Origin of the sequence: Streptomyces cyaneochromogenes, from assembly GCF_003963535.1 — a bacterium.
Classification (GTDB): domain Bacteria; phylum Actinomycetota; class Actinomycetes; order Streptomycetales; family Streptomycetaceae; genus Streptomyces; species Streptomyces shaanxiensis.
In genome coordinates, this window is the sequence record NZ_CP034539.1 from 6,668,409 (window position 1) to 6,691,024 (window position 22,616).

Consider the following 22,616-nt stretch of genomic DNA (forward strand, 5'->3'; position numbering starts at 1 on the left):
GGGGTTTCGACGACCTGACGCCGGGGCGGACGTCTGCCCTTTTCTGTCTCATTCCGCGTCAATCCGTCTCGCCATTCGAGACTCAACATTTCGAGAGGTCGTCTCCGATGCGTCAACCGTCCGTCATAGCGCGCCGCCTGGCCGTGGCATCCGTAAGCCTCGTCGTGGCAGCGGGCGCCGTCGCCTGCGGGCCTGAGGACAACGATGCCAAGGGCGCCGGCGGCGACTCCACGCCCCACAAGGGCGGCACGCTCACGGTCCTGAACCGCAATCCGCAGCAGGATTTCGACCCCGCCCGCCTGTACACCTCGGGCGGTGGAAACGTTCCGTCCCTCGTCTTCCGCACCCTCACCACCCGCAACCGCGAGAACGGTGAGGCCGGCGCCGAGGTCGTCCCCGACCTCGCCACCGACACCGGGCGCCCCAACAAGGACGCCACCGTGTGGACGTACACCCTCAAGGAGGGTCTCAAGTACGAGGACGGCACCAAGATCACCTCGGCCGACATCAAGTACGGCATCGAGCGCTCCTTCGCGCCCGAACTGTCCGGTGGAGCCCCGTACCTGAGGGACTGGCTGGTCGGTGCGGCCGACTACCAGGGGCCGTACAAGGACAAGAAGGGCCTGGCGGCGATCGAGACGCCGGACGAGCGGACCATCGTCTTCCGTCTCAACAAGCCCGAGGGCGAGTTCCCGTACCTCGCCACGCAGACGCAGTTCACGCCCGTCCCGAAGGACAAGGACACCGGCACCAAGTACGAGGAGCACCCGGTCTCTTCGGGGCCGTACAAAGTCGTCAAGAACGAGAACGACGGTGAGCATCTCGTCCTGGAGCGCAACACGCACTGGTCGGCCTCGACGGACGCCGAACGCAAGGCGTACCCCGACAGGATCGACGTACGGTCCGGGCTCGACTCGTCCGTGATCAACCAGCGGCTGTCCTCGTCCCAGGGCGCGGACGCGGCCGCGGTCACCACGGACACCAACCTCGGGCCCGCCGAGCTGGCCAAGGTGACCGGTGACAAGGAGCTGGCCGCCCGCGTCGGTACCGGGCACTTCGGCTACACCAACTACATCGCGTTCAACCCGACGGTCAAGCCGTTCGACAACGCCAAGGTGCGGCAGGCGATCTCGTACGCCATCGACCGGTCGTCCGTGGTCAACGCCGCGGGCGGCTCCGCGCTGGCCGAGCCCGCCACCACCTTCCTGCCGGACCAGAAGTCCTTCGGCCACACGCCCTACGACCACTTCCCGGCGGGCAAGGCCGGTGACCCGGCCAAGGCCAAGGAGCTGCTGAAGGAGGCAGGTCATGCGGACGGGCTGACCGTCACCCTGACCCACTCCAACGCCAAGGACTTCGAGACCAGCCCGGAGATCGCGACCGCGATCCAGGACGCGCTGAAGAAGGCCGGCATCACGGTCAAGCTGCAGGGTCTGGAGGAGAACGACTACTCCGACAAGATCCACAACGTGAAGACCGAGCCCGGCTTCTTCCTCGCCCACTGGGGTGCCGACTGGCCCTCCGGCGGTCCCTTCCTCGCCCCGATCTTCGACGGCCGGCAGATCGTCAAGGACGGCGCGAACTTCAACACGGGCCTGCTGAACGACAAGCCGGTCAACGCCGAGATCGACGCGATCAACAAGTTGACCGACCTTGACGCCGCCGCCGCGCGGTGGGGTGCGCTGGACAAGAAGATCGGCGAGCAGGCGCTGACCGTGCCGCTGTTCCACCCGGTCTACAAGCGGCTGGTCGGCAAGGACATCAAGAACGTCGTGATCAGTGACTGGACCGGTGTGCTGGACATCTCCCAGGCCGCGGTGAAGTAGCGCCGTGACTGAGGCAGTTCTCGCCGTCGAGGCTCCCGGGGCGTCCGCGCCGGGGGCCTCGGGGGCTCGTCAGTTCTGGCGGCGGCTGCGCACGCAGCGCGCCGCCCTCGTCGCGGCGGTCGTCGTCGCGCTGCTCGTCCTGGTCGCGCTCGCCGCGCCGCTGCTCACCGCCGTCGAGGGCCAGGACCCGACCACCTACCACCCGTCGCTCGTCGACTCCGCGCGCGGGGGCGTGCCCATCGGGTCGTTCGGGGGCATCAGCGGGGACCACTGGCTCGGCGTCGAGCCGCAGACCGGGCGCGATCTGTTCGCGCGGCTGGTGTACGGCGCGCGCGTGTCGCTCGGGGTCGCGCTGGCGGCGACGGTCGTGCAGGTCCTCATCGGCGTCGTGGTGGGCGTCGCGGCCGGGCTCGGGAGCCGCCTGGTCGACCAGCTGCTGAGCCGGTTCACCGACGTCATCGTCGCCATGCCGCTGATGATCATGGCGTTGGCGCTGCTCGCGATCGTGCCGTCGAGCTTCCCGCGGCCCGTGCTGGTCGCCCTGGTCATCGGGCTGATCGCATGGGGCAGCATCGCGAAGATCGTGCGTGCCCAGACGCTCACCCTCAAGGGGCTCGACTACGTCGCCGCCGCCCGGCTCAGCGGCTGGGGCACCTGGCGGATCGCCCGCCGTGAGCTGCTGCCCGGCATCGCCGCGCCGGTCATCACGTACGCGGCGCTGCTCGTCCCGACCAACATCACCGTCGAGGCAGCCCTGTCCTTCCTGGGCGTCGGCGTGAAGCCCCCGACGCCGTCCTGGGGGCAGATGCTCACCGCGGCCGACGTCTGGTACCAGGCCGCTCCGCAGTACCTGCTGCTGCCCGCCGGCGCGCTCTTCGTGACCGTCCTCGCCCTGACCGTCCTCGGCGACGGCGTGCGCACGGCGCTCGACCCGCGCGCGGCGTCCCGGCTGCGCGTCGGTACCGGCCGAAAGAGGGAGGCGAAGGCGTGAGCGGCTTCCTTGCGCGTCGAATCCTGGGCGCCGTCATCACCCTGCTCGCCATCTCGGTGATCGTCTACGTCGTCTTCTACGTCACCCCCGGCAACGTCGCCCAGATCACCTGCGGCCCACGCTGCTCGCCCGCCCAGGTCCAGCAGGTCGCCGAGCAACTGCACCTGAACGACCCGCTGTACGCGCGCTACTGGGACTTCCTCCAGGGCCTGGTCGCCGGCCAGGACTACTCGACGGGCACGTCGGTGCAGCACTGCTCCGCGCCCTGCCTCGGGTTGTCGTACCAGAGCGACCAACAGGTCACCGCGCTGATCCTGGCGAAGCTCCCGGTCAGCCTGTCGCTCGTGTTCGGCGCCATGGTGCTGTGGCTGATCCTCGGCGTCGGCACCGGCGTCCTGTCCGCATGGCGACGCGGCCGGCTCACCGAGCGACTGCTGACCGGCGTCACGCTCGCGGGCGTGGCCACCCCGGTCTTCGTCATCGGCCTGGTCCTGATGATCGTCGTCTGCGGGCAGCTCCAACTGCTGCCGTTCCCGCAGTACGTCGCCTTCACCGACGACCCCGAACAGTGGGCGTGGAACCTGCTGCTGCCCTGGCTCTCGCTCGCCCTGATCGAGGCCGCCGCCTTCGCCCGGCTGACCCGGGCGTCGATGCTGGAGACGCTGGCCGAGGACCACATCCGCACCTTCCGGGCGTATGGCGTCGGCGAGCGGTCGATCATCGGGCGGCACGCGCTGCGCGGGGCCCTCGCGCCCGTCATCGCCCTCAACGCCAACAACTTCGGCGGCGCGGTCGGCGGCGCGGTGCTCACCGAGACGCTCTTCGGCCTGCCCGGCATCGGACAGGAACTGGTCCACGCCGTCAACGTGGTCGACCTTCCGGTCGTCGTCGGCATGGTCCTGGTCATCGGATTCTTCGTGGTCGCCGCCAACGCCGTCGCGGACGTGCTGTACGCGGTGGCCGACCGACGGGTGGTGCTGGCATGAGCGACGTGACGAAAGCCGCGGCTCCCGCGCGGGACCTGGTCGAAGTCAGCGACCTGACGGTCGACTTCGGCGACCTGCGCGCCGTCGACGGCCTCACCTTCCGTCTGGAGCGCGGCGCCGCCCTCGCCCTCGTCGGCGAGTCCGGCTCCGGCAAGTCCACGGTCGCCTCCGCCCTGCTGGGCCTGCACCGCGGTACGGGCGCGCGGGTCGGCGGCGCGATCGAGGTGGCCGGGGTCGACGTGCGCAGGGCGCCGGAGGAGGCGCTGCGGCGGCTGCGCGGCGGCAAGGCCGCGATGGTGTTCCAGGACCCGCTGTCGTCCCTGGACCCGTACTACGCGATCGGGGACCAGATAGCCGAGGTGTACCGCGTGCACACGCGTGCCTCCCGACGAGCGGCACGCGCGCGTGCGGTGGAGGTGCTCGACCGGGTCGGCATTGCGGACGCGGTACGGCGGTCCCGGTCCCGCCCGCACGAGTTCAGCGGCGGCATGCGGCAGCGCGCGCTCATCGCCATGGCGCTGGCCTGCGAGCCCGATCTGCTGATCGCCGACGAGCCGACGACCGCGCTCGACGTGACCGTCCAGGCCCAGATCCTCGACCTCCTGCACACCCTCCGTGAGGAGACCGGCATGGGGCTCCTCCTCGTCACGCACGACGTAGGGGTCGCCGCCGAGAGCGTCGACGAGGTGCTCGTCATGCGGCACGGGCGCGCGGTCGAGCACGGGCCGGTCGCCGACGTCCTGGGGGCGCCCGAGCAGCCGTACACCCGCGAACTGCTCGGCGCGGTCCCGCGGGTGGAGGTGCCGCGCGCCGTTTCCGGGACGGGGGAGGCGCCTTCCGAGGTCGTCCTGGAGGCGACGGGCCTGCGGCGCGAGTTCGGGCGGGGGAAGCGGGCGTTCGCGGCGGTGGACGACGTGTCGCTCACGATCCACCGCGGCGAGACCCTCGGGATCGTGGGGGAGAGCGGCAGCGGCAAGACGACGCTCGGTCGCATGCTGGTCGGCCTCCTGGAGCCGACGGCGGGCGAGGTCCGTTACGACGGGCACGCGCGCGTGGGCGTGAATCCCGCGGTGCAGATGGTCTTCCAGGACCCCGTCTCCTCGCTCAACCCCCGCCGCAGCGTGGGCGAGTCGATCGCCGACCCGCTCCGCGCGCGTGGTGAACGCGACGAGGAGGACATCCGGGAGCGCGTGCGGGAACTGCTGGAGCGCGTGGGGCTCGTGGCGGCGCACTACGACCGCTACCCGCACGAGTTCAGCGGAGGCCAGCGCCAGCGCGTGGGCATCGCGCGGGCGCTCGCGGCCGACCCTCGCCTCATCGTCTGCGACGAGCCGGTCTCCGCGCTCGACGTCACCACCCAGGCCCAGGTGGTGGCCATGCTCGGCGAGTTGCAACGGGAACTCGGACTCGCGCTCGTCTTCGTCGCGCACGACCTCGCCGTCATACGTCAGGTCAGCGACCGGGTCGCGGTGATGCGGCGCGGGCGGATCGTCGAGGAGGGCCCCGCCGACGAGGTGTACGACAACCCGCAGGACCCCTACACCAAGCAGCTCCTGGCCGCCGTACCGGCACTCGACCCACGGATCGCGGTCCAGCGGCGGGCCGCGCGCCGGGAGCTGACGGTGGTGTGATCGTCCGAGCCGTTCAGGTGTGACGATTCGTGCGCGTTTGATCTCCTAGCGCGACGGAACGCGACCCGCACGGGAAAGTTACGACCGTTCACCCCTTTTGGTGGCGCGATGGACAACCGTCCATCGCGCCACCGCGTTGTCCGCATACGTTCGTCCCGCTGTGAGCCGCCGGGGGAACGGCGGCTCCCCTTATGGGAGATCGGGGGTGTGCTCGTGCGCATCGGACTGATTGCGGAGGGTGGCTATCCGTATGTGAGCGGTGACGCCAGGCTCTGGTGCGACCGGCTCGTGCGCGGGCTCGGACAGCACGACTTCGACATCTACGCGCTCAGCCGCAGCGAGAGCCAGGAGGCCGAGGGCTGGGTCCCGCTGCCACCGCAGGTCAGCAGGGTGCGAACGGCGCCTTTGTGGATGGCCGAGGACGACGGGGTGGTACACGGGCGGCGTGCGCGTCGGCGGTTCGCCGAGTCCTACGGCGAGTTGGTGGCCGTGCTCTGCGCGGGTGGTGCCATGGACGGTCCCGGGGTTCCCGAGGACGCGTCGGCCACTGAGGCGGACCGTTTCGGCAACGCGCTGTACGGGCTCGCCGAACTCGCCCGCGACGAGGGCGGACTGGTGGGAGCGCTCCGCTCCGAGGCCGCCGTACGCGCCCTGGAACGCGCCTGTCGGGCGCCCGGCGCGCAGAGTGCGGCGCGCGAGGCGCGCGTGCCCGATCTCCTCGCCGTCGCCGCGTATCTGGAACGCGCCCTGCGCCCCCTCTCGCTCGACTGGTACGAGGACGACGGCCTGGGCTCGGTCGATCTGTGCCACGCCGCGTCCGGCGGCACCGCGGCCCTGCCCGGCCTGCTCGCCCACCACTTCTGCGACGTACCGCTGCTGCTGACCGAGTACGGCGTCCGGCTGCGTACGCACTACCTGGCCGCCACCGAGGCCCCGCCCGCCGTACGCGCCCTGCTCGCCGCCTTCCACGGCAGGCTGGCCGCCGAGACCTACGCCCGGGCCACCCTCATCACTCCCGGCAACTCCCACGCCCGCCGTTGGCAGGAGCGCTGCGGCGCAGACCGCGAAAAACTTCGCACGGTCTACCCCGGCATGGACGCCGCCCGCTTCGCGGAGGTCGGCGAGGCCCCGGAGTGCGCGGACCCGGACACGCTCGTGTGGGTCGGCCGGGTCGAACCCGCCAAGGACCTGGTGTCGCTGCTGCACGCCTTCGCGGAGGTGCGCAAGGAGGAGCCGAAGGCCCGCCTGCGCGTCGTCGGCACCCCGGCCGGCCCCTCGGGTCCCGAGGGCGTCGCCTACCTCGGCCACTGCAAGGCGCTGGCCGCGCAGCTCTTCCCCGACGAGGCGGAGGGCCCGCACACGGTCGGCGACAACCCCGTCTCCTTCGAGGAGATCGGCGGCCCGGAGATCCCCACCCTTGCCGACGCGTACGCCTCGGGCGCCGTCACCGTCCTGTCCAGCGTCGTCGAGGGGTTCCCGATCGGCCTGGTCGAGGCCATGCTCTGCGCTCGCGTGACGGTGTCCACGGACGTCGGCGCGGTGGTGGAGGTCATCGGCGGCACCGGTCTCGTCGTACCGCCGCGCAACCCTCGGGCGCTCGCGGAGGCCTGCGTGGCGCTGCTGCGCGACCCCGAGCGCCGTGAGCGCCTGGGCGCGGCGGCACGCGCGCGTGCGCTCGAACTGTTCACCGTCGAGCAGAACGTCGCGGCATTTCACGGCATTTACCTGGAGATCGTCTCGCGCACACCGGTCCGCCGAGTCGTCCTCGACGAGGCCGGAGAACCCCTGCCCTTCGCCGTCCCGGCCGAGGCCCACCTCCCCGGCCGCTGGACCGAGCGCACCGCACGCCTGGTGGCCCGCGGCGGCCCGGATCGTCCGACGGCAGCCCCCGTACGCGCCACCGCGCTGCCCGCGCCGGAGGGAGCACGATGAGCGGCCTCGGAGGACTGGACCGTGCGGGGGCTCCGACCAGCCCCGGAGCATGGGACGAACGGTCGGAGGAGTGGCTCGCGGCACAGCCGCACACACACGCGCACGGGGACGGTGCGTCCGCTGTCGCCGACGGAGCCGAGGAGTCCTTCCTCGCGGCCAAGGAGCCGACCGCTGCCCGTTCTCGGCCGGCCCCCGCTCGCCGTACCGGCGGCGACCCCGTCAAGGCGCTGATGCACCGCCACCGCGACCTGTGCGAACGCGCGGTGGACCCCCTGGAGATCGCCGCCGGCCTGGAGGCCCATGGCGTCACCGACCGCACCGCCGCACGCTTCCTGCACCGGGACGTCTTCTCCCTGGCGGAGGAGATGTACGCCCGCGTGCCCCGAGACGCCGAGAAACCGGCGGGCGCCCCGCCCCTGACCACTCCTCGCGCCCGCGCCGACTGGCTTCTCCTCACCCTCCTCCCCGGAGCCGTCTGCGCGGCGGCCGTGACGGCCCTGCACCTCACCCACGGGCGGTCCCGCCTGATCGCGGCCGCGGTAGGAGCACTCGCCGTGGCCCTCGCCCTGCGCGCGGCCCTGGCCCGAGGCCCGCTCGCGGCGACGGACCGCACGAACCCGACCGCCACCCGGACCTCCTGGCTCATCGCCTACGCCCTCCTCGGCGACGGACTCCTCCGGGCAGCCGCCACCGGAGGCCCCGACACCCTCCCCACCGGCACCGCCGACGGTTCCTGGCCCTTCACCACCGCCCCCGTCCTGGCCCTCGCCCTCTCCTGCGCCCCGGCGGCCTGGTGCGCCCACCTCCTCGCCGTACGGGCCCGCCGCAAACTGTCGGCCAGCCGAGGCCTGCAGGAGTTCGCCACCTCCGTAAAGCCCTTGCTCCTGGGCATTTTCGCCCTCCACCTCGGCGCCCTGACGGCCCTGCTGACCCTGACCACCACCGCCCTGGACGAGCCGGCCGCCTACCCCCAGACCCTCACCCTGGGCGCCCTCCTGCTCCTCGCCCGCCTCCTCACCACCCACGGCTTCACGCACGCCCCCGCACTCGTCCTCACGGCCACCGCCTCGGCCGAGGCGACGGCCCTGGCCACCCTCTTCGCGGCCCGCCTCCCCGGCTGCGCCTGGCTGGCAACCCCCGTGCAGGCCCTGATCGACACCTGGGGCCCGGCAGCCATCCCCACCATCGCCTGCGGCGCGGGCGCGCTGACCCTGCTGCTCCACGCCACCCGCACCCTCACGAGGGCGTCGGCACACGCGACGCAGGACCAGCCGTGGTGACGCGACAGCAAGTCCCACGGGGCCGCGACCCCCTACGTGTCGTCAGGTGCTGCGCGCACTTCCGCTCGGCGGCACGGGCCGCCACCGCAGGCATACGCGCCCGCACACCCGCTGAAGCCGTCCTCCTGAAGCCCCTTTCCTGAAGTCCCTCTCCCTGAAGCTCTTTGAAGGAGACCTCCAAATGATCACCTCCCGACCCGACCACCCCTCGGCAACGGGAGCCGCCCGATGAGAGTTCTGCTGATCGGAGCCAACGGCTACCTCGGCCGCTTCGTGGCCGACCGTCTCCTCGCCGACCCCGCCGTCCAACTCACCGCGCTGGGCCGCGGCGACGACGCCGATGTCCGCTTCGACCTCGCATCCGGCAGCCCAGGCGCCCTCACCCGCTTCCTCGACGCGGTCCACCCCGGTGTCGTCATCAACTGCGCCGGCGCCACCCGAGGCGGTGCCCGTGAACTCACCCGCCACAACACCGTCGCCGTCGCCACCGTCTGCGAGGCGCTGCGTCGCAGCGGCTGCGGTGCCCGTCTCGTCCAGATCGGCTGCGGCGCCGAGTACGGCCCGAGCCAGCCCGGTTCCTCCACGGCCGAGGACGCCGTCCCCCGCCCCGGCGGCCCGTACGGCGTCAGCAAACTCGCCGCCACCGAACTGGTCCTGGGCTCCGGCCTCGACGCCGTGGTCCTGAGGGTCTTCTCGCCCGCGGGCCCCGGCACCCCCGCCGGCTCCCCTCTCGGCCGCCTCGCCGAGGCCATGCGCCGCGCCATGCAGTCAGGCGACGGCGAGCTCAAGCTCACCGGCCTCGGCGCCCAGCGCGACTTCATCGACGTCCGCGACGTGGCCCGTGCCGTCCACGCCGCCTCGCTCTCCGCGGCGCAGGGCGTCATCAATATCGGCTCCGGCCGCGCCGTCCGCCTGCGTGACGCCGCCGCGGTCCTCGCCCGCGTGGCCGGATACGGCGGTGCCCTCCACGAACTCGACGGCCCGCCCGGCCCGTTGCGGCCCACCATCGGCCACCCCCGCGCCGAATCGGACCACATGTCCCACGGGGGGCACGCGGCCCATCCGGGACACGCGAGCCCGGCCGCGTACCCGTACCCCGACGGCTGCGGCAGCTGGCAGCAGGCCGACGTGCGCACCGCCCGCGACCGGCTCGGCTGGCGCCCCCGCATCAACCTCGAAGAATCCCTGGGTGACATCTGGATGGAGGCGGCATGCCGTATCTGAGCGGCACCACACCGACCACATCGAGCACAGACCTCCGCACCGGCCTCGGCATCCCCGGCTACGCACACCCCCTGCTCGCCCCCACCGAGTGGGGCGAACTCACCCGTCCCGGCACCCCGGTGCACTGGGTCGCCCTGAACGTCGCCGACGGCCCGGGCGCCCGCCCCGACCCGCACTGCCTGCAGGCCGTGGAACGGCTCCGCACCGCGGGAGTGCGCGTGCTCGGCCATCTCGACACGGCCCGCCTCGGCACGGCGCATATCGGCACGGCCTCCGGCGCGCGTGCCTTCGGGGAGGTGATCTCCGAGGCGCACCGGTACCTCGACTGGTACCGGGTCGACGGCTTCCTCCTGGACCGCTGCCCGACCGACGGCGCCGCGCTGCCCGAGATCCGTCGCGCGGCCACCACACTGCGCGCACTGCGTGACAAGGCCCACATCGTCCTCGGCCATGGCACCCACCCGCACCCCGGCTACGTCGAGTGCGCCGACCAGCTGGTCACCTTCCAGGGTTCGTGGAGCGACTACCGCTGGTCGCAGGTGGCGGAGTGGACGGCCGACTACCCACCCGACCGCTTCTGCCACTTCGTCCACGGTGTGCCCCTCGGCCACCTCGACGAAGCACTGCGCATCGCCCGCTGGCAGGGCGCCGCGACCCTCTGGTTCACCGACCGCACGGACCGCGGCTGCACCGACCCCTGGGAGACCATGCCCGGCTACTGGGACGAAATCGTCTCGCGGATCGGAACAGGTGTCTCGGAATGAAAAAGCCCATGGCAGTGTTACGGGGAGAACAATTGTAGTGATCGACCGACCAACGGAGTCCCCGTGTCGCTGCCACCCCTGGTCGAGCCCGCCCCCGAGCTCACCGTAGACGAGGTTCGCAGGTACTCCCGCCACCTGATCATCCCCGACGTGGGGATGGACGGGCAGAAGCGGCTGAAGAACGCCAAGGTGCTGGCTGTGGGCGCCGGTGGCCTGGGCTCGCCGGCGCTGATGTACCTGGCCGCCGCGGGCGTCGGCACGCTCGGCATCGTGGAGTTCGACGAGGTCGACGAGTCGAACCTGCAGCGCCAGATCATCCACAGCCAGGCCGACATCGGCCGCTCCAAGGCCGAGTCCGCGCGCGACTCCGTCCTCGGTATCAACCCGTACGTGAACGTGATCCTTCACGAGGAGCGGCTCGAGGCCGACAACGTGATGGACATCTTCAGCCAGTACGACCTGATCGTCGACGGCACGGACAACTTCGCGACCCGCTACCTGGTCAACGACGCCTGCGTGCTGCTCAACAAGCCGTACGTCTGGGGCTCGATCTACCGCTTCGACGGCCAGGCCTCGGTCTTCTGGTCCGAGCACGGCCCCTGCTACCGCTGCCTCTACCCGGAGCCTCCGCCGCCGGGCATGGTCCCCTCCTGCGCCGAGGGCGGCGTGCTGGGCGTGCTGTGCGCGTCCATCGGCTCCATCCAGGTCACCGAGGCCATCAAGGTCCTCACCGGCACCGGTGAGCCGCTGGTCGGCCGCCTGATGATCTACGACGCCCTCGAGATGCAGTACCGGCAGGTCAAGGTCCGCAAGGACCCCAACTGCGCGGTCTGCGGCGAGAACCCGACCGTCACCGAGCTCATCGACTACGAGGCCTTCTGCGGCGTCGTCTCCGAGGAGGCCCAGGAGGCGGCCGCCGGCTCCACGATCACTCCCAAGCAGCTCAAGGAGTGGATCGACGACGGCGAGAACATCGAGATCATCGACGTCCGCGAGATCAACGAGTACGAGATCGTCTCGATCCCCGGCGCCAAGCTGATCCCGAAGAACGAGTTCCTCATGGGCACCGCCCTGGAGGGTCTCCCGCAGGACAAGAAGATCGTCTTGCACTGCAAGACGGGTGTCCGCAGTGCGGAGGTCCTCGCGGTCCTGAAGTCCGCGGGCTTCTCCGACGCCGTGCACGTGGGCGGCGGCGTGATCGGGTGGGTCAACCAGATCGAGCCGCACAAGCCGGTCTACTGATTCGAGCCGCACAAGCCGGTCTACCGAGCGGGCAGCCTCGCCGGTGGACGGGCGGGCCTCACTCCGACGGCGGGGGCTTCGCGCACCACGGGTGCCCGAGGCCCCCGCCGCCGTCATGAGCAGACCTTGCCGTCCTTCGGGACCGTCCCCTGCAGCAGATACGCGTTCACCGTGGAGTCGACGCAGTCGCTGCCCTTCCCGTACGCGGAGTGGCCCTCGCCCTTCCACGTGATCATCACGCCCACACCCTTGCCCAGCTCGTCCGCCATCCTCCGGGTGCCCTCGTAGGGCGTCGCCGGGTCGCCGGTGTTGCCGACCAGCAGGATCGGTGCCGCACCCGGCGCGCTCACCTCCGGGGTGTCGTACTGACCGGCCACCGGCCAGTCGTGGCACCAGCCGGCCGTGTCCCAGCCCAGCATGGGGCCGAACACCGGTGAGACCTTTTCGAACCGTGGCAGCAGCTTCTTCATCTCCTCGACCGTCGGCCGCTGCTTGTCGTCCAGGCACGATATGACCCGTTGGGAGTGGGTCCCCGTGGCGTAGTTCCCCGAGGCGTCGCGGTCGTTGTAGTCGTCGGCGAGCGACAGGAGTCCCGAGCCGTCGCCCTGTTCGGCCGCCGCCAGGGCGCTCGTCAGCGTCGGCCAGCTCGCCTCGCTGTACAGCGGCCTGATGAGGCCGATGAGCGCGAGTGTCTCCGTGAGCTTCCGATCGGAGGACGTCGGCATCGGGTTGGCGTCGATCCGCTTCAGCAGGTCCACGATCTTCCGCGTGCCCGCTTCGGCGTCCTGGCCGGTGGACTCGAGGTAGTTGTCGAGGGCGCGCTGGAAGCCCCGAGCCTGGTTCTCGGCGTGCCCTTCCGAGTCGGCGCTCGGGTCGGCGACCGCGTCCAGGATCAGGCGCCCCACGTTCTTCGGGAACAAGTGGGCGTAGACGCCGCCGAGTTCGGTGCCGTAGGAGACGCCGAAGTAGTGGGTCTTCCTGTCGCCGAGGACCTGGCGCATCAGGTCCATGTCGCGGGCGGTGTCGGTGGTCGACACATGCGCCATCAGATTGCCCGCGGACTTCTGGCAGCCCTGGCCGAAGGCGGCGGCGTCCCGGAAGTACGCGGTCTCCTCGGCAGGGGTGTCCGGCGTGATGTCGACGGACTCGGAGGCCTCGATCTCCTTGTCGCTGCGGCAGCGGACGCCTTCACTCGCGCCCACCCCGCGCGGGTCCCAGCTCACCAGGTCGTACCGCTCGCCCAGCTCGGACGCGCTGGTGGCGAACCACGGCAGGGTGGAAACCCCTGAGCCGCCGGGGCCGCCGAAGTTGAACAGGAGCGAGCCGATGCGGTCGTCGCCGGTGGCCTTGGCGCGGATCAGCGCGAGGTCGATCGTCCTGCCTTCCGGTTCCGCCCAGTCCAGCGGGGTCTTGAGCGTGGCGCACTGCCACTCGTCTCCGGGCGCGGGGGAGTCCCCGGTGGCCCTGCAGCGCTCCCAGTCGAGTTTCTGTGAGGTCAGCGAGGAGGGCAGCGGGGTCGCCGCGTCGGCGGACGTGGCCGGTGAACCCGACCCGTTCGGTTTCCCGTCGGCCTCGCCGCTGTCGGAAGAGCCGCCGCTGCAGCCCGTCACCAGCAGCGCGGCGGCGGCCGTCAGGGCCGTCCACCGTACAAAACGCGCCATGTCAATTCCCCCCTCGCAGGCCGTCCGCACCGTGCCACGGATGGCGGTCAGGCCATAGTAGGCGGATCACGAAAGGGCCGTTGCGGCCTGTGGATAACTCTTTGACCTGCGGCTTTGCGGGATGCGTGCTCTGTCTCAGGAGCAGACGCTCCCCGCCGTCGGCACCTTCCCGTCCAGCAGGTAACCGTTCACCGCGTCCTGCACGCACTTGTTCTTGCTGTTGTACGCCCCGTGTCCCTGGCCCTTGTACGTCAGCTCGACGCCCACCCCCTTGCCCAGCGCCTGGACCATGCTTCGCGCGCCCTCGTACGGCGTGGCCGGGTCGCCCGTGTTGCCCACGACGAGGATCGGTGCCGAGCCGGGCGCGCTGACGTCGGGATGGTCGGCGGCGCCCGCCACGGACCAGTCGGTGCAACCGACCATGGCCCAGGCCATGTAGTCGCCGAACAGGTTCGACGCGGCCCGGAAGGCGGGCAGCCTCCGCTCCACGTACCCGGCTGTGTAGCGGGGCTTCTGGTCGGCGCAGTTGATCGACACGTTGGCCGGGATGAGATTGCTGTACTCGCCGTTCTCCCGGCGTCCGTTGTTCGAGTCCGCCAGCAGCATCAGGGTGCCGCCGTCACCGTCGTACGCCTCCACAAGGCCCTGGGTGAGGTACTCCCAGAAGTCCTTCGAGTACAGAGCTGCCAGGATGCCGGAGGTCGCGGCGGTCTGGGTCAGCTCGCGCGGGAAGATGCCCTGGATCGGTTTGCTGTCGAGGTCCTTCAGCAGCTTGGCGATGCGGTCCTTGACGTCCTGCGGGGTGTCGCCGATCGGGCAGCCCTCGGCCTTGGAGGTGCAGTCCTCGGCGAAGTTGTCCAGCGCGAGCTGAAAACCCCCGGCCTGCGCGAGCGAGTTCTGCTCGGGGTTCTTCGTCGGATCGACGACTGCGTCGAAAACGGCGCGGCCCACGTTCTTCGGGAACAAGTGGGCGTAGACGCCGCCGAGTTCGGTGCCGTACGAGATGCCGAAGTAGTGCAGCTTGTCGTCGCCGAGGACCTGGCGCATCAGGTCCAGGTCACGGGCCGCGTCGGTGGTGCGCACATGCGGCAGCATCTCCTTGGAGTTCTTCTCGCACGCCGCGTTGAACTCCTTGGTGCCGTCCAGCAGCTCGGTCCGCTCGGCGGCGTCGTCAGGCGTCCCGTCCTGTTGCAGGGAGGCGTCGAGCTGCTGGTCGTTCTCGCACAGTACGGGCTCGCTGCGGCCGACCCCGCGCGGATCGAAGCTCACCAGGTCGTAGCGGGTGCGTAGCTTCTCGTAGCCCTCGGCGGCGGAGGGCAGGGTGGTGACGCCCGAGGCGCCGGGTCCGCCGAAGTTGAAGATCAGCGAGCCGATGCGTCGGTTCGCGTCGCCGACGGCCTTCACCCTGATCAGTTCGATGCCGATCGTGTCGCCCTTGGGTTCCCTCCAGTCGCGGGGCGCCTTCATCGTGGCGCACTGCCAGGCGCCGTCGTCCGGCAGCGGCGACGGGCTGCCCCCGCCGCCCTGTGCCTGGGAGGGAGCAGGGCAGTCCTTCCAGCTCAGCTCCTGGGTGGTCAGGTCCTCGTCCCCGGGGTCGTCCTCGCCGCAGCCGGCCAGCGCGGAGGTCAGCAGCAGAGCGGTGGCGGCCAGGGCGGCGGCACGCGTCCGGGGTGGGTTCGCCATGGTCCCATCCTGCGTTCGTCCGTGGTGGGGCGCTCGGGGCGCGGGCCGTCCGAGGTACCGCGGCGCCTCACCTCTTCCGTGCCTTTGGACCGTACGGCGCCCTGCTCCTCGTACGGCAAAGACGCCTGGGTGTCCCGCACGGGCGCCTGGGTTCCCCGAGCGCCAGCTCGCGCTACAGCGCGCCCTTGCGGGTCAGGTGGTTGAAGGCGAGCCAGCCGGGCAGCACCGGCAGCCACAGCGTCAGCATGCGGAACAGCAGCACCGCGGGTGCGGCGACCTCGCTGGGCAGGCCCACGGCGATCAGACCGACGGTCAGGGTCACGTCCACGGCGCCCACGCCGCCCGGGGTCGGGGCCGCCGAGCCGAGCGCGTTGCCCGCGAGGAAGACGACGGCGACGCTGGCGAGGCTGAGCGACGTGCTCTCGCTGCCGAAGGCCCGGATCGAGGCGTCCAGGCACATCACGAAGCAGGCGGTCAGCAGGAGCATGCCGCCGATGCCGGTGACCAGCTTCTGCGGCCGCTGGAGCACGTCGAGCATGCGCGGCACGACACCCGCGAACAACGACCTCACGCGCGTGACGACGAATTTCCGCAGGAACGGCACCGAGGTCACCACCAGCACCAGGACCGCCACCGTCAGCAGGCCCGCGATGACGGTCCGGGACGGCGACAGCGACGGCGTCTTCTCGGTGCCGGTGAGATAGCCGAAGGCCAGCAGCATCAGGATGTGGCAGCCGAGCCCGAACAGCTGCGACGCGCCGACGCTCGCCACCGCGAGCCCCGGCCGCACTCCCGCGCGCTGCAGGAAGCGCGTGTTCAGGGCGACGCCACCGACCGCGGCCGGCGCGACGATCTTCACGAACGACCCGGCGACCTGCGCCACCACGGTCCGCCGGAACGGCACCCGCTCGGGCACGAAACCCAGCAGCGCCATGGCGGCCGCGAGGTAGCTGCCCGCCGAGAACAGCACGGCCGCGGCCACCCACCCCCACTGGGCGTTGGCGACCAGCGGGCCGAACTCGATGTGGGTGAGCTGCGTCAGCAGGAAGTAGGCGGCGATGGCGCCGGCGATGAAGCTCATCAGGGTGCGTGGCCGCACCCGCTCCAGGCGGGCCGGTTCGACGGGCGCCTGCGGCCTGATCAGCAGCACCTCGTGGCGGATCTGTGTGAGCAGGTCCTCCTCGCGCGCTTCGTCCAGGGCCTCGTCGATGGCCCGCTTATCGGCCCGCGCCTGCGCCCGTACGGTCTTCTTGTCCGGCTTGTCGAGTACGGTCCCGGCGTCGTCCGTGGCCTCCTCGCTGCGGACCTGCTTGGCGTGCCGGGACGCCTCCAGGACCGCCTCGCGCTCGCGCTGGGCGCGTTCCCGGGCGAGTCGGCGCAGCGTCGCGCGCGTGGAGCGGCTCAGCGCGATGGGCTGCAGCATCGGCAGACAGTCGGCCACGGCGTCGGGTCCGAGCACGCTCACCGCCGAGGCCACCGCCCGTTCGGCGCCGACCCGCAGGCCGAGCGTCACCAGGAGCTGCGAGATGTCCATCCGCAGCAGCAGATTGTTGGCCGCGATCTCGCCGATGCGCAGATCTGTGATGATCACTTTGCCGGAACGATCCACCAGAATCGCGTCACCCACCAGCCTGCGGTGCGCGATGCGCCGGGACTGCAACGCCTTGACCTGGTGCCAGGTGCCGCGCAGCAGGTCGTCGGTGATCTCCTCGTCCGGCAGCGAGTCCAGGGTGTGGCCGCCGGTGTGCTCGTAGACGAGCATCACGGCGTCCGGGCCGAGTTCCGAGGTGGCGATCAGCTTGGGCGCGTTGGCGCCGGCCGCGATGGCCGCGTAGGCGAGGAGCGCCTCCTGCTCCAGTGCCTGGCGCAGCGACTGCAGACTGCTGCGGGTGGCGAAGCCGCGCAGCGTCAGATTGCGCCACGCGCGATAGAAGAAGCCCTGCGCCTGCTGCTCCCGGTCGACCACCGTCACGTCCAGCGGCGGACCGTCCTCGAGGGTGACGAAGTAGCGCCGGCCGCGGTCACCGGTCTCCTGGGTGTCGGAGACCTCCTCGCGGGCCGCGCTCACCGGGCGGAAGCCGACGTGCCGCAGGCCCGCCATCAGGGTCCGTCCGGTGGGCCGCACGTTGGGCGAGCCGACCGCGTACAGCGTGCCGTAGGCGACGGTCCAGCCGATCAGCAGCGTCAGGATGATCGAGAACGGCGTGGTGTAGCCGGTGACCAGCATGGAGAAGGCGTACAGGACCAGTACCGCCCACAGGACCGCACGCCAGCGGGGTCTGCGGGACATGCCCACGGCCGTCATGTACGCGATGACCGGCGCGAGGTACCCGTGCACCGGGTCCGTGAGGGAGCCGACGTCACCGGGCGAGGGCTGGGTCAGCGCGTCCCGGATGGACTCAGGGGCGGCCCGCGCGACCCACAGGTCGGTGGCGAGCGTCACACCGTGCGCGAGGACGGCCGCGAGGACGCCGTCGGCGATGCGCAATCCGTCCCGCTTGATCAGCCGCTCGATCGCGAAGGCGACCGGCACCAGGAGGATCGCGATGCTGGAGACCAGCCCGGCCATCTTGCTGAACACGTCGGGCGCCTGTCCGGTGCCCTTGTTGATGTCCTGCTCGAGACCCGAGGTGGTGCCGTGCGCGAACGCGGCGATCGCGAGCAGCAGGACGATCCCCAGTACGCCCACGAGGAGCCGCATCAGGTCGGACGGACGATGCACGCGCGCGGGGAGCAGCGGTTCGTCGCCCTCCACCTCGTCGACGTGCGTCTCCTCGACGTCGTCCGCGGCCTTCTCCTCGACGCCCTTGGGGTCGGCGTCGGTCGTGCCGGCGCCCTTTTCCGCCTCGTGCCGCGTGTCGCCGCCGCTCTCGCCGCCGTCCTTCTCGGCGCGGTCGTCACTCTCGCCGCTGTCCGTCGTCCCGGCGTTCGCGGTGCCCGGGCGCGACGAAGCGTCAGAGGTGCTCTCCGTGTCCTCCGGGTGCGCACCCTGCTGCTTCATCGTCTCTTCTTGATCTCGTATCACCAGTCACCGCCCGCATGATGGTGGCATGCCCCACCGACACACGGGGGCATCAGGGTGCAAATGCGGGGGCGCACAGTCTGCCGGAAGCGTCGCCCCGGGGCGAGGGATACGCACAGTGGCGAACTCGTCACATTGTCGGTGGGGTGGGGCAGGATGGGGCGGATGAGTGAGGAGAGCCTCCCGTACGACGCCCGCCCGGCGTACGAGAACGCCCACGAGGAGCACCCGGACGCGCTGCCCGCGTACGCCGAGCGCGTCCTCGAGGTCGCCGACCTGATCCCGCCGGGGCGCGTCATGACGTACGGGGACGTCGCGGAGTGGCTGGAGGAGGGCGGGCCCCGCCAGGTCGGCAGAGCGATGGCCCTCTACGGAGGAGCCGTGCCGTGGTGGCGGGTGGTCCGCGCGGACGGGGTCCTGCTGCCGGGCCACGAGCTGAGAGCGCTGGAGCACTACCGGGCGGAGGGCACGCCCCTGAAGGAGGCGGGCAGGGCTGCCGAGGGCCACCTGCCGCGCCTCGACATGAAGCGGGCGCGCTGGGACGGCGGCGGACGCGCACAGGGTCACACCTGACAGCTTCCGCCATCCGACGGTCCTCGGTGTGACCTGTGATCCGTACGGGGGAAACGGGGCACGTCCGTGGCATGACGTACGTTCGTGAGGCGAGGGGCGCACGTGGCACGAGTGCCCCGAGGGATGAACCGGAAGCTCTGCTTCCGCACCACCCCTCGGCGTAGCGTCAGCTGCGCGTGTCCCCCTCACCCCGCGGCCACCGCCCTCCACGCGCGAGGGGCGGCCCACCAGCACACCCACCAGGACCGGCGAACCACGTGAGCTCCTCTTCCTCCACCAGGCGCCTGTCGCACTCCCAGGTGCGACAGGGGAGCCGTGGCGCTTACCGGCTGGTGCGTACCCCTGCGGTGCGAGTGGCTCCCCCTTCTCTGGACGCCGCACAGCGCGCCGTGGTTGACCACAGGGCCGGCCCGTTGCTCGTTCTCGCAGGTCCGGGCACCGGAAAGACCACCACCCTCACCGAGTCCGTGGCGGCGCGCATCGCCCGCGGCGGCGACCCCGAGCGCATCCTGGTGCTGACCTTCAGCCGCAAGGCCGCCGTGGAGCTGCGCGACCGCATGGCACTGCGCATAGGGGCGGCACGCGCGCCCCAGGCGACCACGTTCCACTCCTTCTGCTACGCCCTGGTCCGGGCCCACCAGGACAGCGACCTGTTCGCGGAGCCACTGCGGCTGCTGTCCGGCCCGGAGCAGGACGTGACCGTGCGGGGCCTGCTCGCGGGCCAGCCCGAACTGGAGCGGCTGGGCCTCGCGCATGTGCGCTGGCCGGACGAGCTGCGTGCCTGCCTGACCACCCGCGGCTTCGCCGACGAGGTTCGCGCGGTCCTCGCCCGCAGCCGTGAGCTGGGCCTCGGCCCCGACGCCCTGGACGCCTTCGCCCGCCGCATCGGCCGCCCCGACTGGCGGGCCGCGGCCGCCTTCCTCGCCGAGTACCTCGACGTGCTCGACATGCAGGGCGTGCTGGACTACGCCGAACTGGTCCACCGCGCGGTGCTCCTCGCCCGCCGCCCCGAGACCGCTCAGCGGCTCGCGGCGCAGTACGACGCCGTGTACGTCGACGAGTACCAGGACACCGATCCGGCCCAGGTACGGCTGCTGCGCGCCTTCGCCGGCGGCGGCCGCACCCTGGTCGCCTTCGGCGACCCCGACCAGTCGATCTACGCGTTCCGGGGCGCCGACGTGAACGGCATCCTGGAGTTCCCGCAGATCTTCCCGCGCGCGGACGGCCGCCCCGCGCCCGTCGAGGTCCTGCGCACCTCCCGCCGCTCCGGCGCCGCCCTGCTGTCCGCGACCCGGCTGCTGACCCAGCGCATGCCGCTGACCCGGCTCCCGGCGGAGAAGGTGCGTGCCCACCGGGAGCTCGCCCCGGTCCGCGAGGGCGGCCGCGTCGAGGTCTTCACCTGCCCGACGCCCGGCACCGAGCTGGACAACATCGCCGACATCCTGCGCAGGGCCCATCTGGAGGACGGTGTGCCCTGGGGCGAGATGGCCGTCCTGGTGCGTGCGGGGTCGCGCACGATCCCGACGGTGCGCCGAGCGCTCACGGCCGCCGGGGTGCCGCTGGACATCGACGGCGACGACCTGCCCCTGCGGCACGAGCCGGCCGTGGCACCCCTGCTGACGGCCTTGCGGGCGGTGGCCATGGCGGAGACCGCGGTGGCGACGGCGGGGGCTTCGGTGGGCGAGGCAGAGGCTTTGGTACGTCCCGAGGAGGAGACATCCGCCGAGGGGACGGAGGAGCTGGAGGGGCTGGAGGAATCGGACGAGCCGGAGGAGACCGAGGAAGCCGAGGAGGCCGAGGAACCGGAGTCGTCCTGGCTCGACACCGAGACCGCACTCACCCTGCTCGCCTCCCCCCTCGCCGGCATGGACGCCGCCGACCTGCGCCGCCTCGGGCGGGCCCTGCGTGACGAGGAGCGGGCCGGGGGCAACGCCTTGCCGCCGCCCTCGGACGAGCTGCTCGCGCGGGCGCTGGCCGAGCCGGAGCGGCTCGCGGTGCACGACCCCACGTACGCGCGTGGCGCCCAGCGCCTCGGCGCGCTGCTCCGCAAGGCCCGTGAGCGCCTCGCGGCCGGCGGTACGGCCGAGGAGGCGCTGTGGGACCTGTGGGAGGGCACGCCGTGGCCTGCGCGCCTGGAGCGGACGGCCCGTCGCGGCGGAGCGGCCGGCCGTAACGCCGACCGTGACCTGGACGCCGTATGCGCGCTGTTCGCGACGGCGGCCCGCGCGGAGGAGCGCACCGGCGGCCGGGGCACCCTGAACTTCCTGGAGGAGATCGAGGCCGAGGACATCGCCGCCGACACCCTCACGCGGCGTGCCGTCCGCCCCGACGCCGTGCGCCTGATGACCGCGCACCGTTCCAAGGGCCTCGAGTGGCGCCTGGTCGTCGTCGCCGGCGTCCAGGAGGGGCTGTGGCCGGACCTGCGCCGCCGCGGCTCCCTCCTGGAGGCCGACCGCATCGGCCGCGACGGACTCGCCGAACCGCTCACCCCGGGGGCGCTGCTGGCGGAGGAGCGCCGCCTGTTCTACGTCGCGGCCACACGCGCGCGTGAACGTCTGGTCGTCACGGCGGTGAAGGCCCCGGCCGACGACGGCGACCAGCCCTCCCGCTTCCTCACCGAACTCGGCGTGGAGCCGAGGGACGTGACGGGCCGCCCGCGCCGCCCGCTCTCCGTCGCCGCGCTCGTCGCCGAGCTGCGGGCCACGACGGTCGACCCGCGCGTGTCGGACGCCCTGAGGGAGGCCGCCGCCCGCCGACTGGCCCGGCTGGCCGCGCTCGCCGACGAGGACGGCCGCCCGCTGGTCCCGTCCGCGCACCCCTACCGCTGGTGGGGGATGTTCGAGCCGACCGAGTCCAAGGTGCCGCTGCGCAACCGCGACCAGCCCGTCGTGCTCTCCGGAAGCGCCCTCGACCAGCTCGCCAACACCTGTGCCCTGCAATGGTTCCTGGGCCGCGAGGTGAAGGCCGACGCGCCCGCCACCGCCGCCCAGGGCTTCGGCAACGTGGTGCACGTCCTCGCCGACGAGGTCGCCTCCGGCCGCACCCCGGCCGACCTCGCCGTCCTCATGGAGCGCCTCGACTCCGTGTGGAACGCGCTCGCCTTCGACGCGCCGTGGAAGTCGGCGCAGGAGAAGGACCACGCGCGCGCGGCGCTCGAACGCTTCCTGAAGTGGCACGTCATGGACCGCGCGGGACGCACACCGGTGGCCAGTGAGCACGACTTCGACGTCACCCTTGAAGCGGGCGACTACGAGGTGCGCATCCGCGGCCAGATGGACCGCGTCGAGACCGACGGCGAGGGACGCGCCTACGTCGTCGACTTCAAGACCGGCAAGCAGGCCCCCAGTGCGGCCGAGGTGGCCCGCCACCCGCAGCTCGCCGTCTATCAGCTCGCCGTCCACGAGGGTGCCGTCGACGAGGCCTTCGACGGCGTACGACCCGAGCCGGGCGGTGCCGAACTCGTCCAGCTGCGTCAGGGCGCCGCCCAACGGGACGGCGGCGAGACGCTGCCCAAGGTGCAGGGGCAGGAGCCCTTGGAAGGCGCCGAGGGGGAGTGGGTCGGCGAGCTGCTGGCCACGGCGGCAGGCAAGGTGCTCGACGAGCGGTTCTCGCCCAGCGCGGGCCAGCACTGCACACACTGCGCGTTCCGGGCGTCGTGCAGTGCGCGGCCCGAAGGGCGGCACGTGGTCGAGTAACGCATCGTCAGCAAGCGGAGTGATCGATCGCACCTCCCGTGCTGACCTGCGCTTCTCCCGGCCCGAGGGCAGATCCGGCATCCACTGTCAGTGCCCGCCGCTAGCC

The 22,616-nt window shown here is 71.8% G+C and carries 14 protein-coding genes; 11 read left to right on the top strand and 3 right to left on the bottom strand.

Annotation, left to right across the window (positions count from 1 at the left end):
* Positions 1-107 precede the first annotated feature (107 nt).
* The 9 genes from EJ357_RS30510 (at position 108) to moeZ (ending at position 11,876) form a co-directional block, all read left to right on the top strand.
* Positions 108-1,826, top strand: a complete 1,719-nt coding sequence (locus EJ357_RS30510; RefSeq protein WP_126394907.1) for an ABC transporter substrate-binding protein — start codon at positions 108-110, stop codon at positions 1,824-1,826.
* A gap of 4 nt (positions 1,827-1,830) precedes the next feature.
* Positions 1,831-2,817 (top strand): ABC transporter permease, encoded by a 987-nt coding sequence (locus EJ357_RS30515; protein WP_126394908.1) that lies wholly within the window; start codon positions 1,831-1,833, stop codon positions 2,815-2,817.
* Positions 2,814-3,803 (top strand): ABC transporter permease, encoded by a 990-nt coding sequence (locus EJ357_RS30520; RefSeq protein WP_126394909.1) that lies wholly within the window; start codon positions 2,814-2,816, stop codon positions 3,801-3,803. Before EJ357_RS30515 ends, EJ357_RS30520 begins: the two co-directional genes overlap by 4 nt.
* Positions 3,800-5,434, top strand: coding sequence for a dipeptide ABC transporter ATP-binding protein (locus EJ357_RS30525; protein WP_126394910.1), 1,635 nt, complete (start codon positions 3,800-3,802; stop codon positions 5,432-5,434). The genes EJ357_RS30520 and EJ357_RS30525 overlap by 4 nt, the downstream gene beginning before the upstream one ends.
* 213 nt (positions 5,435-5,647) lie before the next feature.
* On the top strand, positions 5,648-7,366 hold the full coding sequence (locus EJ357_RS30530) for a DUF3492 domain-containing protein (protein WP_228472655.1): 1,719 nt from the start codon (positions 5,648-5,650) through the stop codon (positions 7,364-7,366).
* The gene (locus tag EJ357_RS30535) at positions 7,363-8,646 is read left to right on the top strand and encodes a hypothetical protein (protein ID WP_126394912.1); all 1,284 of its coding nucleotides are present in this window, start codon (positions 7,363-7,365) and stop codon (positions 8,644-8,646) included. Before EJ357_RS30530 ends, EJ357_RS30535 begins: the two co-directional genes overlap by 4 nt.
* Positions 8,647-8,874: 228 nt before the next feature.
* Positions 8,875-9,870, top strand: a complete 996-nt coding sequence (locus EJ357_RS30540) for an NAD-dependent epimerase/dehydratase family protein (protein WP_126394913.1) — start codon at positions 8,875-8,877, stop codon at positions 9,868-9,870.
* Positions 9,858-10,634, top strand: a complete 777-nt coding sequence (locus tag EJ357_RS30545; RefSeq protein ID WP_126394914.1) for a spherulation-specific family 4 protein — start codon at positions 9,858-9,860, stop codon at positions 10,632-10,634. Before EJ357_RS30540 ends, EJ357_RS30545 begins: the two co-directional genes overlap by 13 nt.
* Positions 10,635-10,697: 63 nt before the next feature.
* Positions 10,698-11,876 carry an adenylyltransferase/sulfurtransferase MoeZ gene (gene moeZ, locus EJ357_RS30550; protein WP_126394915.1) on the top strand — a complete coding sequence of 393 codons (1,179 nt, stop codon included), beginning with the start codon at positions 10,698-10,700 and terminating at the stop codon, positions 11,874-11,876.
* 113 nt (positions 11,877-11,989) lie between these two features.
* Here the strand turns inward: moeZ and EJ357_RS30555 are convergent, their stop codons facing one another.
* The 3 genes from EJ357_RS30555 to EJ357_RS30565 form a co-directional block, all read right to left on the bottom strand.
* Positions 11,990-13,537 carry an alpha/beta hydrolase gene (locus EJ357_RS30555; RefSeq protein WP_126394916.1) on the bottom strand — a complete coding sequence of 516 codons (1,548 nt, stop codon included), beginning with the start codon at positions 13,535-13,537 and terminating at the stop codon, positions 11,990-11,992.
* 135 nt (positions 13,538-13,672) lie between these two features.
* A complete protein-coding gene (locus tag EJ357_RS30560; RefSeq protein ID WP_126394917.1) occupies positions 13,673-15,220 on the bottom strand; it encodes an alpha/beta hydrolase in 1,548 nt (515 codons plus the stop codon).
* Positions 15,221-15,392: 172 nt separating this feature from the next.
* Entirely contained in the window at positions 15,393-18,221 is a 2,829-nt protein-coding gene (locus EJ357_RS30565) for a lysylphosphatidylglycerol synthase transmembrane domain-containing protein (protein ID WP_126394918.1), read from the bottom strand.
* Between the two features lie 186 nt (positions 18,222-18,407).
* On the opposite strand from EJ357_RS30565, the gene EJ357_RS30570 reads away from it, so the two are divergent.
* Both EJ357_RS30570 and EJ357_RS30575 read left to right on the top strand, forming a co-directional pair.
* The gene (locus EJ357_RS30570; RefSeq protein ID WP_126394919.1) at positions 18,408-18,815 is read left to right on the top strand and encodes an MGMT family protein; all 408 of its coding nucleotides are present in this window, start codon (positions 18,408-18,410) and stop codon (positions 18,813-18,815) included.
* 257 nt (positions 18,816-19,072) lie between these two features.
* Entirely contained in the window at positions 19,073-22,510 is a 3,438-nt protein-coding gene (locus EJ357_RS30575; RefSeq protein ID WP_126394920.1) for an ATP-dependent helicase, read from the top strand.
* Positions 22,511-22,616: the final 106 nt, after the last annotated feature.